This is a genomic window from Fredinandcohnia quinoae (assembly GCF_022427965.1).
In the GTDB taxonomy this organism is placed as follows: domain Bacteria; phylum Bacillota; class Bacilli; order Bacillales; family Bacillaceae_L; genus Ferdinandcohnia; species Ferdinandcohnia quinoae.
Genome location: NZ_JAKTTI010000004.1, coordinates 41,547 through 56,590 on the forward strand (window position 1 = coordinate 41,547; position 15,044 = coordinate 56,590).

Below are 15,044 nucleotides of genomic sequence, written 5' to 3' on the forward strand. Positions count from 1 at the left end.
CTGTATTCTAGTTGTCAATTATATTAATCCTATAGTGTTTAAACCACATGTTGATTTGAACAAGATGAGCGATTAGCTGAGGACCGGTCATTAGTTGACCGTACCAAGGTAGTTTAAAGGAGAAACCATTAGTTTGGATGATGTTTTCTACCTGCTGTTTAGATAGAAATTCGAATAGTGGGGATGATTTATCATGTAGCACATTTTTTAGCATATTTTTTACAAGCTCCATATATTTGGGGTGATGAGTTTTAGGGTATGGACTCTTTTTACGATATAGAATTTCATCTGGAAGAATTCCTTCTAATGCCTTTCGTAAAATTCCTTTCTCGCGGCCGTCTAGCATCTTCATTTCCCACGGTATGTTCCATGCATATTCAACCAGTCGGTGATCTGCAAACGGTACACGTACCTCGAGACTTGCCCCCATACTCATACGGTCCTTTCGTTCCAGTAAGGTTTGCATGAACCAGACCATATTTAAATAAGACATTTCTCTCCGACGTGCTTCAACGACACTTTCTCCTTCAAGCTTTGGTGTTTCTTCGATCGTTTCCAAGTATCTGTCTTTAACATACCCTTTCAAATCAAGCTTCTTTTGCCAGGCTGGTAATAATAATTGCTCCCTTTCTTCATAGGACCTCATCCATGGAAACATATTTTCATTCAATAATTCTTCTTTGTAAAACCAAGGGTACCCACCAAAAATTTCATCTGCACATTCACCAGATAAGGCAACTGTAAAATTTCCCTTTATCTGTTCACAAAACCATAATAGTGAAGAGTCAACATCAGCCATACCCGGTAAATCCCGCAACACCATTGCATCTTCTAACCTTTTCGCAAGCTCTTCATTATCAATCACACAAAAATGATGCTTGGATTCCAAATATTCCTGCATTTTTTCAATCCATGGTCCGTCTTGCCCGGGCTGGAAGGTGCTCGCTTGAAAATATTCTTCATTTCGATCATATTCAATCGAATACGTATGAAGCTTACCTCTCCCTTCCTTCTTAAAAAAGTTTGAAGCAATTGCACTTAAGGCACTCGAGTCAATTCCACCTGATAAAAAAGTACAAACGGGAACATCAGCCACCAATTGGCGTTCAGTAGCATCCTTCACAAGATCCCTTACCCGTTCTACTGTTTCAGAAAACGAATGTGGATGTGTTTTGCTCTCTACATTCCAATACCGCCACATTTTAATGCCACTTCTTGTAAAAGTAAGAGCATGTGCAGCTCGAAGTTCATTAATCCCTCTGAACACACCATGCCCTGGAGTTCGGGAGGGCCCGAGTCCGAAAACTTCCCGCAAGCCTTCTCGGTCTACTTCAGCTTTTACATTTGGATGAGACAAAATAGCTTTTAGCTCTGATGCAAATAAAATCGTCCCATTTTCTTCTTTATAAAAAAGCGGTTTAACACCAAGTCGATCACGAGCCATAAATAATTTCTCATGTAGATGATCCCAAACTGCAAAGGCAAATATCCCATTTACATAGTTAACACATTCTTCTCCCCATTCGATATAAGAGCTCAACAGAACCTCAGTATCCGAATGCGCGCTAAAAGCATGACCTCTTTTTAATAATTCTTTTCGAATATCTTCTGTATTATAAAGCTCACCATTATAAGCAATGGTATAGGTATGACCTTTATGAGTCTTAGTCATCGGCTGCCCCCCACCTGCAGGGTCAACAACAATTAGTCTTTTATGACCGAATGATGCATGGCGTGTGCTCCAGACACTCGAAGCATCTGGGCCACGTTTCGCCAATGTATCAGCCATTTTTCCCACGATGAATTCTTCCTTTGTCAAATCTCGCTGCCAATCAATCCATCCTGTTATTCCACACATTCGTTATCACGCTCTTTCTTAAGATATCCATTTCATTGCTGCATTACATTTTTTCGTAATCTTCCATTCTTAATATTGTTGTATATATTGTTCTCGTTCCCATGGATGGACCTGTGTACGGAATAGATCCCACTCAATTTCTTTAGCCTCAATAAACCGTTCATACAAATGGGTACCTAAAGAAGCAATGATCACTTCATCGTTTTTAAGGTTTTCAAGTGCTTGAGCTAATGTTGCAGGTAAATCAATAATTCCATTCTCAGTTCTCTCTTCCTTAGACATCGTATAAATATTTTTGTTGATTGGTTCAGGAGCCCGTAACTTATTTTTTACTCCATCCAATCCCGCCGCTAGCTGTACCGCCATTGCCAAATACGGATTTGCGGAAGGGTCAACACTGCGTACTTCGATGCGGGTACTTAATCCTCGAGATGCCGGAATACGAATAAGAGGGCTTCTATTTCTTGCCGACCATGCTACATAACATGGCGCTTCATATCCAGGTACTAATCGTTTGTAAGAATTAACTGTCGGATTTGTAACCGCCGTGAAATTCGGGGCATGCTTCATGATTCCAGCTAAAAATTGTCTAGCAGTCTCGCTTATTTCTAAATCACCCTTTTTGTCATAAAAAGCATTCTCCCCATCTTTAAATAAAGATAAATTACAATGCATACCAGATCCATTCACTCCAAACAAAGGCTTTGGCATAAATGTAGCATGAAGACCATGCTTACGTGCGATTGTTTTCACGACAAGTTTGAACGTTTGAATGTCATCACATGCCTTTAATGCATTTTGATATTTAAAATCAATTTCATGTTGACCTGGTGCAACCTCATGGTGTGACGCTTCAATTTCAAAGCCCATTTCTTCAAGCTCTAACACAATATCTCGTCTGCAGTTTTCACCAAGATCTGTTGGGGCGAGATCAAAATATCCACCACGGTCATTTAACTCCAAGGTAGGAGATCCTTTTTCATCAAGCTTAAATAAGAAGAATTCTGGTTCAGGACCAACATTGAAATCAGTGAACCCTAATTCCTTCATCTCACTAAGTACCCGCTTCAAATTATTGCGTGGATCACCTTCAAAAGGGGTACCATCTGGATGATAAATATCACATATAATCCTCGCGACTTTTCCTTTCTCGGAAATCCAGGGGAAAATGACGAATGTATCTAAATCTGGATATAAATACATATCAGATTCTTCAATGCGAACAAAGCCCTCAATTGACGATCCATCAAACATTATTTTATTATCAAGAGCCTTTGATAGCTGTGAAACCGGGATTTCTACATTTTTAATCGTTCCAAATAAGTCCGTAAATTGCAGGCGAATGTAGCGAACATTCTCCTCTTTAATAATTTCAATGATTTGGTTTCTATTGTATTGTTTTGACATCTATCATTACCCCCTATTTTAGTTGATTTCCTCCATTACAAGTTCCCCATGGCAAATATATTCGGCTTGCCCTCTCATCCAGACATGATCGTGTTCATCCCAGCTTACCGTTAAGTCACCGCCTGGAAGATGGACGGTTATAGGAATATATTTATCTATCATATCGTTCAGAGTAGCAGCCACAACCGCAGCACAAGCCCCTGTCCCGCAAGCCATTGTAATACCCGAGCCTCTTTCCCAAACTCGGTAATTCAGTTCGTTCCTGTTTCTAACAGTTACAATTCCAACATTCACACGTTCTGGAAATAGATTCGAATGTTCAATGATAGGCCCATTCGTACTCAATGGATAATCTTCTATATCATCAACAAACTGAATCGCATGGGGGTTGCCCATTGATACACATGTCATATGGAATAATTTTGCACCTATTGATATTGGCTCATTGATAGCTGTCGACGAAGGATTTCCTGCCATCGGAATCATTCCTTTCAATAGTTTCGGTGTCCCCATATCTACCGTCACATATCGAACAATCTGCCTTTTATCTACTTCCACCTCAACCCTTACTACCCCACCTAATGTTTCGATTGTAAAATCTCTAGTCGCCGCATACATATGGTCAAATAAGTACTTAGCTACACAACGAAGACCATTTCCGCAATTCCTTCCCTCTGATCCATCTGCATTAAAAATTCTCATCTGAAAATCAGCAACATCTGATGAACCAATTAAAATAATCCCATCCGAACCAATTCCGAAGTTCACATTTGAAACCTTTTTCGAAAGCTTTGCAAAATCTTGTTCACCCATTGAAGTTTCTAATAGGTTAAAAAAGATATAATTATTCCCTAGCCCATGCATTTTAGTAAACTGCATTCCGCTCCCCTCCTTAGAAAGCAAAAGAAACCTTACTCAATCGTCCCTTCACCTCATCAATCACTCTTTTTTCCTCCTCAACACCGCTTGCTTGAAATGTAACTGAAAAACGTACGTATTGCCCAGCATCATCCCAAGGAACACTCGAAATTAAATGCTCATGAATTAAATAGTGGCTAAACTCTTCTGCAGTCATAAATTCCGGTCCATTCACCACGGATTTTGGTGCCCTTGTGTATAAAAAGAAGGATCCTTTCGGTTTCTTAGCTGGTATGCCACATTCACGTAGTGCATTCACCAATAAATCATGGCGACGAGAATACTTCACAGCCGTGAGTTCAGTTATTTCGGGATTGGATAGTGCAAATGCTGCCGCTTTCTGAATTGCCATAAATTGTCCAGAATCATGATTATCCTTCACCATTGCAAACGCCTTAATAAGCTTGGAATTACCCGCAATAAACCCAATTCTCCACCCAGTCATATTGAATGATTTCGATAAAGAATGAAGCTCAACTCCGACTTCCTTCGCACCTGGAACCGAAAGGAAGCTTAATGGTCTCTCACCATCAAAAACAAGGGCAGCATAGGCGGCATCATGCACGACAATTAAGTGATGTTTCTTAGCAAACTTGACAACCTCTTCAAAAAATTCTGCTGATGCTAACGCTCCTGTAGGGTTATTCGGGTAATTTAAATACAGTAATTTTGCTCTTTCTAGTACACTTTCACTCAATAAATCTAGCTTTGGCAGAAATGAATTTTCCTCTGTAAGTGGTAATTGAATAATTTCACCACCAAAATATTTCGTATGTGTTCCTAAGATTGGATAGCAAGGGGCGGGCATTAACGCAATATCTCCTGGATTAATAAAAGCAGCAGGAAGCATTGCTAACGCAGATTTTGACCCAATTACATGATTAATTTCTGTTTCAGGATCTATTCCACTTACATTGAAGACCTTTTCCATATAAGAGGAAGCCGCTTGCTTAAATTCATTTATTCCATTATCTGCATAAAAGCGGTTCTCTGATTTTCTCGCCTCTTCGTATAATTTTTCTACAACTTGCATATCTGCCATTGCATCAGGCTCACCAACACCTAAATCAATTAATTCCTTTTCAGGATTCGCCAAGATTGCCTCTCTTTTTGCCTTTTTAATTTTCTCAAATTTATATATTTCTTCTTTTAGGCCGAATTGATATCCCCCTATACGATCCGCAAACAAATGTTGAATATAATCCATGAGCACTTTCCTCCACAAAATTTGTTAACTTAAAGATAAATTACTTTTCAGATATTTATCACATTGATATGCTACCTCTCTTCCTTCTTGTATGGCCCAAACTACTAAGCTTTGACCTCTTCTGATATCTCCTGCAACAAAAACACCTTCAATCTTCGTTGCAAATTTCTTACTAAGTGGTTTAACTTTTTTGAATTCCTCTTGATTTAAATTAAATGCTTTAAGGACTGCATCCTCAGGACCGCTGAATCCAATTGCAATAAATACGAGCTGTGCTGGCCATATTTTTTCTGTCCCTGGTACCTCATGAAAAATAGCATTTCCGTATTCATCATTAGATTTTTTTATTTGAACCGTATGAAGCTCTTTCACATATCCATTCTCATCTCCAATAAATCTTTTCGTTAAAATCGAATATTCACGTGGGTCTTTTCCTAACTGTGCACTTGCTTCCTCATATGCATACTCAACAGTAAATGTATTAGGATATTCCGGCCATGGATTAGATGACGCACGTTCAACCGGAAGCTGTGGATGCTTCCCAAACTGCACGATACTTTTACACTTTTGGCGTAGCGCAGATGCAACACAATCCGCACCAGTATCACCACCGCCAATAACGATTACATCTTTTCCTTCAGCCGATATAAATGCACGATCAGCAAAATTAGAATCTAGTAAACTCTTTGTATTTGTTGTTAAGTAGTCCATTGCATAATGTATGCCCTTTAAATCTCTACCCTCAAGCATTACATCTCGTGGATTTTGGGCACCTGTACAAAGAATAACTGCATCAAAGTCTTCTCTTAACTTTGCGGATGAAATATCCTTACCTACTTCAGTGTTGGTTACAAACTGAACTCCCTCTGCTTCTAATAAACGGACTCGCCTTTCAACGACATTTTTTTCAAGCTTCATATTTGGAATTCCATATGTGAGCAAGCCACCAATGCGGTCCGCTTTCTCAAACACGGTTACCCAATATCCCAACTTATTCAGCTCGTCAGCACAAGCAAGACCTGCAGGACCGGATCCGATAACAGCTACTTTGTTACCTGTTCTTGTTGATGGCGGATTAGGTACAATCCATCCCTCCTCAAAACCCTTATCAATGATCGCACGTTCAATACTCTTTATCCCAACTGCTGTATCAGATATTGCGACTGTACATGATCCTTCACAAGGGGCAGGACATACTCGTGAAGTGAATTCTGGAAAATTATTTGTTTTTAACAATCGATCTAGTGCTTCTCTCCATCTACCTCGATATACGAGATCATTCCACTCGGGGATCAAATTATATAAAGGACATCCGATTGTTGAATAACCTAACTGGATCCCTGTATGACAAAACGGTGTCGCACAATCCATGCAGCGAGCAGCTTGTTTTTTCAAGCTTTCTTTTGATAAGCCATACTGGAACTCATTCCAATCATTCAAGCGTATTCTCTCATGTCGTTCAGTAGGTACTACTCGTTTATATTCCATATACCCTGTTGGTTTCCCCATACCACCATTCCCTTCTAGAGGTTGTTCAAAAAGTCCGGTAAAAATGACACATCGAATTTCTTCGTTGGCTTGCTTTTCCGTTCCTCACGTATTAACCCCATACGTTCCGCTACTCAAAGCTGCGCCGCCTCGAACTTTCGACGCACAGGACGTGCTAGTGTCGGCGTCGCCACAGGACGTGGCGCTTTAGCCGACTCGGTCCTTTTTATCCTCCTTTTTGAACACGCACTTCTATTAATTTCGTAGACCTATAGGTGTTTCCGAATCTATATTTCGTTTTTCATTTCGGTTAGCTTCTTGCATGATTCGCTTATATTCTTTCGGAATCACTTTCACCCATTTTGAACACTTCTCATGCCAATTTTGAAGAATATACCTTGCTCTTGAACTATTTGTATAAGAATAATGATTTTGAACAAGCTGTTTGACCTCATCTTGTTCTTGATCATCATTGAGCGACTCTATATACACCATTTCTAGATTGCAGTGTTTGGGGAAAGCCTCGATATCCTCTGTGTATACATAAGCAATTCCACCAGACATTCCTGCCGCAAAATGTTTACCAACAGAACCTAGAACAACAACTCTGCCTCCCGTCATATACTCACAACCAAGGTCACCAATACCTTCCACAACAGCATCCACCCCACTATTTCTTACACAAAAGCGTTCTCCAGCCAAACCACGAATATAAGCTTCTCCCGATGTTCCTCCATAAAACGAGACGTTTCCAATTATTGTATTTTCTTCCGGTAAAAAAATGGACTTTTCGCATGGTTTTACAATGATTTTTCCGCCGGATAACCCTTTTCCAACATAATCATTTGCATCACCTTCAAGTGTAACTGTCATTCCTTTCGGTAAAAATGACCCAAAGCTTTGTCCTGCGGAACCTTTAAAATACAGCTGTATCGTATTATTAGGTAGTCCCTTAATACCATACCTTTTCGTTATTTCACCACCAAGTATAGTCCCGACTGTCCGATGAATATTTTGAATAGGAAAGCTGGCTTTAATAGGTTCCTTATTTATAAGAGATGGCTTACAAACCTTTAATAGTTCTTGGTAATCAAGCGATTTTTCTAGTTGATGATTTTGTGGTTTCTGGTTGAAAACCCCATCCATTTGAGACGGCGTAGGTTTATACAACATTGGGGATAGATTTAAATCTTTTGTTTTCCAATGCAATCTTGACTTATCAGTTTGGATAAGGACATCTGTCTGTCCAACCATTTCATTAATTGTTCGAAATCCTAATTCTGCCATTATTTCACGTACATCCTGTGCAATAAATCGCATGAAGTTGACAATATACTCTGCTTCACCATGAAATTTTTTACGTAATTCAGGATTTTGAGTGGCAATTCCAACTGGACATGTGTTCAGGTGACAAGCTCGAACGAGGACACAGCCTAGAACGACAAGTGGAGCAGTACCAAATCCATACTCTTCTGCGCCGAGTAGTGCTGAGATTACGACATCACGTCCGGTCATCATTTTCCCATCCGCTTCCAAGACCACTCGATTTCGGAGACCATTCAGTAGCAAGGTTTGATGAGTTTCTGCAAGCCCGATCTCCCATGGTATCCCAGCATGCTTAATACTCGTTCTAGGCGCTGCACCTGTTCCACCTTCTGATCCACTAATTAATATGACATCTGCTAGACCTTTCGCCACCCCAGCAGCAATCGTTCCAACACCTTCTTTTGCTACGAGCTTCACACTTATCCTTGCTTTTGGATTAACATTTTTCAAATCATGGATAAGCTGTGCAAGATCTTCGATGGAGTATATATCATGGTGTGGTGGAGGTGAAATTAATCCTACCCCAGGTGTGGATCCCCGTACTTCAGCAATCCATGGATATACCTTATTCCCTGGTAGATGCCCACCTTCGCCCGGCTTCGCTCCCTGGGCCATTTTAATTTGAATTTCTTCGGCATTATTTAAATAAAAATTAGTAACACCAAATCTTCCTGATGCAACCTGCTTTATTGCACTTGAACGGGAATCACCATTTTCATCTGGAATAAAACGACTTGGATGCTCTCCACCTTCCCCGCTATTGCTTTTCCCACCAATTCGATTCATTGCAATTGCTAATGTTTCATGAGCTTCCTGACTTAATGAACCATATGACATTGCTCCAGTTTTAAAACGACGACAAATTGATTCAACACTTTCCACATCTTCCACTGGAATTGCTGTTCTTTTTTGAAACGCGAACAATCCTCGCAAGAATATCAGTTGTTCTTCATTCGCCATCGCTGCATACCTTTTATAAAGCGGATAATCGTTGGTACGACAAGCTTGCTGGAGAAAATGAATCGTTTCTGGTCGATATGCATGAGCTTCTCCATCATGACGCCATTGAAAATCACTGCCTGAGTTAAGTGGTTCGTTTTGAACTGTTGAATCATAGGCTTTATAATGGCGCATTCGTGTTTCCTTCGCAATTGCTTCTAAATTCATGCCTCCCAATCGGGACGAAGTTCCTGTGAAATACGGATCAATAACTGAAGATGAGATTCCAATTGATTCAAAAATTTGTGCTCCACGATAGCTTTGTATAGTAGATATCCCCATTTTGGAGAGAACCTTTACAATTCCACTTGTTGCGGCATTAATATAATTTCCAACTGCTTTCTTGTGATTAATTTGCTTTATATCACCATTTTTTTGCATCTCACTAATGGTTGCAATTGCCAAATATGGATTTATTACATCTGCTCCATATCCAATCAACATACAGAAATGATGAATATCCCGTGCTTCACCTGTTTCTACTAATATGCTCACCTTAGTTCTTGTACCTTTACGTACCAAATGATGATGTAGTCCACTAACCGCAAGTAATGATGGGATAGCTGCCTTTTCTTTATTCATACTTTTATCTGATAAAATAATCAGTGATGTCCCACAGTCAATCGCTTCGTCAACAGATTGAAATAAATTATTTAATGCAGCTTCCAACGCTTCTTCACCTTTATTTATGTCGAATAGCATTGAGAATTCTTTCGTTTTTAAGGATGGATACGGATTATCGCGTAGCATTGATAATTCATAGTCTGTACATATCGGTGTTTTTAATCGGATTCGTCGATAGTTCTTATCATATGGATTGAGAAGATTTCCTTCTGCTCCAAGTAAAGTGGTTGTTGAGGTTACAAATTTTTCACGAATAGCATCAATCGGTGGGTTAGTCACTTGAGCAAATTGCTGTCGAAAGTAATTGTATAGAAGCTGAGATTGTTTCGATAGTATTGCTAGAGGTGTATCATTTCCCATCGAACCAATCGTCTCTTTCCCCTCAGTAGCCATCGACTTAATATGCTTTGTTACTTCTTCATACGTATAGCCAAAGACTCGTTGATATTCAGAAATCTTGGCCTCATCCATTTTACAATGGTCTTTTGATTCGGGAAGCTGTTCAAAATAAACACACTGTGCATCAAGCCATTTGCGATACGGCTGACTATGTGAAATTTCTTGCTTCACTTCTTCATCTGTCTTGATACGACCTTCTTCTAAATCAACAACAAGCATTTTTCCAGGTCGTAACCTTCCTTTTTCGATAATTTGATCTGGTTCGATATCAAGTACACCTGCTTCAGATGCAAAGATTAAATGTCCATCCGCTGTAATATAATAGCGACCTGGACGGAGACCATTCCGATCGAGCATTGCACCAATTTGTTTACCATCTGTAAACGCGAAGGCTGCAGGTCCATCCCAAGGCTCCATGAAATGACTATGGTATTCATAAAAAGCTTTCAATGAATCATCCATTGAAATATCTGTCTCCCACGGTTGAGGAACCATCATCATTGCTGCATGTAAGATAGAACGACCTGATAAAGTTAAAAACTCAAGGCAATTATCAAAAGCAGATGAATCACTCCCATTTTCATCGATTATTGGCATGATATCTTTTAACTGGTTATCAAAGACAGAAGATTCAATTATTTTTTCGCGTGCTTTCATCCAATTTACATTACCCTTTAACGTATTAATTTCTCCATTATGAATTAAATAGCGGTTTGGATGCGCCCTTTCCCAGCTAGGAAAAGTATTTGTACTAAACCGAGAATGAACAAGCGCAAAGGCTGATTCATATGCTTGATCTTGCAGGTCAATATAATATGCATGAAGCTGTTTTGGCGTCAACATTCCTTTATAGACAATGGTTCTTGCTGAGAGGCTTGCAATATAAAAAGATTCATCCTCGTTAATTCCCGTTTCTTTAACAGCTTTTTCAACCTTTTTTCGAATCATATATAGTTTTCTCTCAAATGATTGTGTATCCACTATTTCATCTGATTTTGAGATTAATATCTGTCGGATAAACGGCTGACTACCTTTAGCTGACTCTCCGATCGTTGTATCATCAGTTGGTACGGTCCGCCAGCCAATTAATCGCTGATTTTCCTCTTCAACCATTTGTGTAAATAAGCTTTCACATCGCTCACGTAATTTTTTATTTCTAGGTAAAAAAATCATTCCAATACCATAGGATCCAGCTTCAGGAATTGTCATCCCTTTACATACTCTTCGTATCAATTTATGTGGTAGCTGTGTCATGATCCCTGCACCGTCACCAGTATTAGAATCACTGCCTTGACCCCCTCGATGCTCTAATCTGCATAGCATTGATACACCTTGCTCAACTATTTTATGAGTAGGTCCTCCTTTTAAGCGGACAATAAATCCATTGCCACATGCATCATGCTCAAACACCGGGTCATACAATCCACGCTTTCCCGGGCGTATATATGATTTCAATTTTTTCACCCTTTCTTTTTCAAGTATCGCAATTGCCATAAAAAGTAAAATTTTCTTGTTTTTATTGTATAATCAATTAATAATCTAATCAATATTAAGTTAATATGTAATCAATCTGTTTTTGATATGAATTATCAAGAATTGCATTCTAATCATTTTCCTTTTTTATTCATCTCATACCAAATAGGCATTTTATCCATAAAAAAAAGCCGCTACAGATGCTTGTCAAATTCAAGACAAACATTTATAGCAACTTTCCTCATTTGATCCTTCATTTATTTCTTTTTCCGTTTCGATATTAGTTTAAATCTTTTCGCTAAAAGTCTCTTTGTTTTTGGAAATCTCGTTTCTTTTTCTTTTATGTATCTCACAATGATAAATAAAATATATGTACCTAATGCAACATGATAGAAGATTGGAACCTGTGCAAAGTTTTTATCTGCTATCAAATAAAACATATAGATTAGAAATAATGTGATCAGCACACTATTCTTTGGTAAACCAATCTTTTTAAAACTCGGAATTTTAATTGTACTAACCATTAAAATACAAAGGCTATAATAGATTAGAATAAAGACCCCTAACGCAATAGACTTTTCAAATAATACTAAAAATGCAACAATTCCACCCGCTAAAGTGATCGGCACCCCTTTAAAATGCTTTAATGATTCATCCTGGGAAGAAATATTAAATCTTGCTAATCGATAGGAACCAAATATCGGAAAAAGGCTCGCAGCTACTAAACCATACATTCCGAAATCCGCATAATAGGAGTGAGCAACTAAAAATGCAGGTGCCACCCCAAAAGAAACTATATCAGCTAATGAATCAAGCTCCTTCCCAATATCATTCGAAACCCCAAGTATTCTTGCCACCCTACCATCTAAGGCATCCAGCATTAATGCAATAAAAATCAAAATTGTAGCATTTTTACTATCACCATTAATGATGTAACCAATTGACAGGAATCCACAAAATAAATTTCCAAACGTTAATAAATTCGGTATATGTCTCTTCATTCCACACGTCCTTACAAAAGTAACTATTAATACTATTACTTAACTATATATTCTATTCCTTATAAATTATAACTTCAATATCAATATAGTTATTATACCACTCTATACAAGAGAGTTAAATTAAGGAAATTCGCACCTAAATGAGAGACAAATTATTTTAATCTTATTCCAAACCATTCCTACTTACTTTTCAACTGCTTATATACTTCATCCTTTATTTCCCTTAAAGTAGTTGAATGCACCAATGTATAAGTACTAATTTTCAGATAATCCGATTCATCAATTTTATCTTGTTCAAGTAAACGATCTAGTGTTGAAAGTCGAAAATGTTTTATTGGTAAATAAGCTATTATTTCATTAACCATATCAGATTTAATGAGAATCTTTATCCCTACTAATTTTGGAAAAAGAAGTGAGGTATAATCTAATTCAATCACGATATCCTCTTTATTTACATTTTTAACAAATGGTAAATTACTAGGTAAAGCTAAAAAGTACGTCATTTGTTCGAAGGAAAAATTTAATTGTAAAATATCCAGTCCGAGCTTCTTACTTATTCTCTTCGTAAACGACTTTAATTCTAAAAAATAAAAAAATCGGCCGCTCAATATAAGAACAGCTATGAAAATAAAAATAAGAAAAAGTAGTAAAAAAGCATTAAGTCCAGTCATTGATCATGAACTCCTTTTCAAATCCGCCTTGGCGTATAAAGTTAAAAAACGACTTTATTTTTACCAGACTCTTTTGCCTTATATAGTGATTTATCAGCTTCATCAACTAATTCAAAGGTTGCTGTTGTTTTTAGTCCCATTGATGAGGCAACACCAAGACTAATTGTTAAGCAGCCTTTGGGTTGATTCTCACCATATGGAAATGGAGTTTTTTCAACATTTTCTCGTATTTGTTCTGCAATTTTTATTGCAATTAATTTCTCAGTATTTGGGAGTAAGACCACAAATTCTTCTCCACCAAATCGAAATGCTAAATCCATTTCTCTTATAGACTGTCGAAGCACATTAGCAAGTTGTATTAACACTTCATTACCCAGAAGATGACCATTTGTATCATTGTAATGTTTAAAATAATCGATATCTATGAGAATAAGTGATAATTCACTCTCATTATTAGTAGGAAAGTGTTCTTTTAATAGCTTTTGAAATGCCCGTTGATTTAAGAGATCGGTTAATCCATCCTTAAGGGCCATATCTTCAATTTTTGTGTAAAGATGTGTATGCTGGATTGCTATAGCAGCTTGGTTTGCTAACGGAATAACACTATCAATTCCTTCCGCAGTAATTGGCCTTTTATTTACTGGATTATCAATTATGAGCACACCCACCTTTGCTCCTTGATTAATTAATGGAAACACGGCCAGTTCATTCATTTTAAATTGAACTGCAAATCGAACGAGAGTTATATCTGTTTCATCAATATCTCTTATATGCAAAGGCTTCCTACTATTTAATGTTCTCGAGAGGAAATTAGACTCTTCTAATGAAATTTCGATTTTTTTCACTTGTTCATTTAGTAACTTATCAGTAGATTCTATTTCCTTTATTTCAATTAGATCCATCAGCTTATATCTCTTTTTTGTGAGCTTATCCCATGTTGCAAAGCCTTCGTCAGCAGTCATCGGACCTGTCCCCATGATTCCTTTTAATTTCGTTCCTTCATCATCCATTAATAGAATCATTGCCCTATTAAAGCCTAATCCATGTCCGGCGGTTACAGATGTTAATATCGTTTGTAATAATTTTTGCAACTGAAGAGTTTGTTGCATTGAATAGCTTACTTCCCTAAATATATTTAATTGCTTTGAATTTCCAATAAGCTGCTTAAGCCATCGATTTCCATCCATCCTGATTTTCGTTATGTAATGGATGAAGAAAACAATACCGGCTGCAAAAAGTAGGAAATTTAACAAAAGAAAGATATCAATTTTTTCCACCTGGAGACATATTAAATACCAGGAAACCAGAGCGCTTACAATACCTCCATACAATTTGAAGCAGACAACTGATACTCCAATAAATATTAACACCAACCACTTCATATGCAGAAAATCAAATAGTAGCCCATCAATTGCAACTACTACTATACTAGAAATAAGAAGAATCCATTTATTAAAAGTATCGTTTCCTTTAAAGCGTATATAATTCGTTATTATCGCAGTAACACTTATGTATAGAATGAATTGAATATATTGCATAACCATCAGCAATCACCTCTGATTCATCTGAAAAACTAGTTAAATCGTCCTATGATAATTTTATCATATTTTCTAAATAAAGGGCACTTTAGACAACAAAGAACCGCCCTCAACTCTATGTGTTAAAGGCGGCCC

Annotated in this window: 9 protein-coding genes; all 9 read right to left on the bottom strand. The window is 37.8% G+C overall.

Features of this window, described 5'->3' with window-relative positions:
• Positions 1-7: 7 nt before the first annotated feature.
• Positions 8-1,858, bottom strand: coding sequence for an asparagine synthase (glutamine-hydrolyzing) (asnB, locus tag MJG50_RS04500; protein ID WP_240253117.1), 1,851 nt, complete (start codon positions 1,856-1,858; stop codon positions 8-10).
• Positions 1,859-1,927: 69 nt separating this feature from the next.
• Complete coding sequence (gene glnA, locus MJG50_RS04505; RefSeq protein WP_240253118.1) at positions 1,928-3,265, bottom strand: type I glutamate--ammonia ligase; 1,338 nt, start codon at positions 3,263-3,265, stop codon at positions 1,928-1,930.
• A gap of 18 nt (positions 3,266-3,283) precedes the next feature.
• A complete protein-coding gene (dapF, locus tag MJG50_RS04510) occupies positions 3,284-4,144 on the bottom strand; it encodes a diaminopimelate epimerase (protein WP_240253122.1) in 861 nt (286 codons plus the stop codon).
• 13 nt (positions 4,145-4,157) lie between these two features.
• A complete protein-coding gene (locus tag MJG50_RS04515; RefSeq protein ID WP_240253123.1) occupies positions 4,158-5,390 on the bottom strand; it encodes an LL-diaminopimelate aminotransferase in 1,233 nt (410 codons plus the stop codon).
• 24 nt (positions 5,391-5,414) lie between these two features.
• Complete coding sequence (locus MJG50_RS04520; protein ID WP_240253124.1) at positions 5,415-6,899, bottom strand: glutamate synthase subunit beta; 1,485 nt, start codon at positions 6,897-6,899, stop codon at positions 5,415-5,417.
• 234 nt (positions 6,900-7,133) lie between these two features.
• Complete coding sequence (gene gltB, locus MJG50_RS04525) at positions 7,134-11,681, bottom strand: glutamate synthase large subunit (protein ID WP_240253125.1); 4,548 nt, start codon at positions 11,679-11,681, stop codon at positions 7,134-7,136.
• Positions 11,682-11,956: 275 nt separating this feature from the next.
• Complete coding sequence (pssA, locus tag MJG50_RS04530) at positions 11,957-12,700, bottom strand: CDP-diacylglycerol--serine O-phosphatidyltransferase (RefSeq protein WP_240253126.1); 744 nt, start codon at positions 12,698-12,700, stop codon at positions 11,957-11,959.
• Positions 12,701-12,879: 179 nt separating this feature from the next.
• A complete protein-coding gene (locus tag MJG50_RS04535) occupies positions 12,880-13,371 on the bottom strand; it encodes a hypothetical protein (RefSeq protein ID WP_240253128.1) in 492 nt (163 codons plus the stop codon).
• A 41-nt stretch (positions 13,372-13,412) separates the two neighbouring features.
• Complete coding sequence (locus tag MJG50_RS04540; RefSeq protein WP_240253129.1) at positions 13,413-14,915, bottom strand: GGDEF domain-containing protein; 1,503 nt, start codon at positions 14,913-14,915, stop codon at positions 13,413-13,415.
• Positions 14,916-15,044: the final 129 nt, after the last annotated feature.

Bases quoted from the DNA above. Each gene is read 5' to 3' on its own strand.
- asnB (WP_240253117.1), bottom strand. From the start codon at position 1,858: ATGTGTGGAATAACAGGATGGATTGATTGGCAGCGAGATTTGACAAAG.
- glnA (WP_240253118.1), bottom strand. From the start codon at position 3,265: ATGTCAAAACAATACAATAGAAACCAAATCATTGAAATTATTAAAGAG.
- dapF (WP_240253122.1), bottom strand. From the start codon at position 4,144: ATGCAGTTTACTAAAATGCATGGGCTAGGGAATAATTATATCTTTTTT.
- MJG50_RS04515 (WP_240253123.1), bottom strand. From the start codon at position 5,390: ATGGATTATATTCAACATTTGTTTGCGGATCGTATAGGGGGATATCAA.
- MJG50_RS04520 (WP_240253124.1), bottom strand. From the start codon at position 6,899: ATGGGGAAACCAACAGGGTATATGGAATATAAACGAGTAGTACCTACT.
- pssA (WP_240253126.1), bottom strand. From the start codon at position 12,700: ATGAAGAGACATATACCGAATTTATTAACGTTTGGAAATTTATTTTGT.
- MJG50_RS04535 (WP_240253128.1), bottom strand. From the start codon at position 13,371: ATGACTGGACTTAATGCTTTTTTACTACTTTTTCTTATTTTTATTTTC.
- MJG50_RS04540 (WP_240253129.1), bottom strand. From the start codon at position 14,915: ATGGTTATGCAATATATTCAATTCATTCTATACATAAGTGTTACTGCG.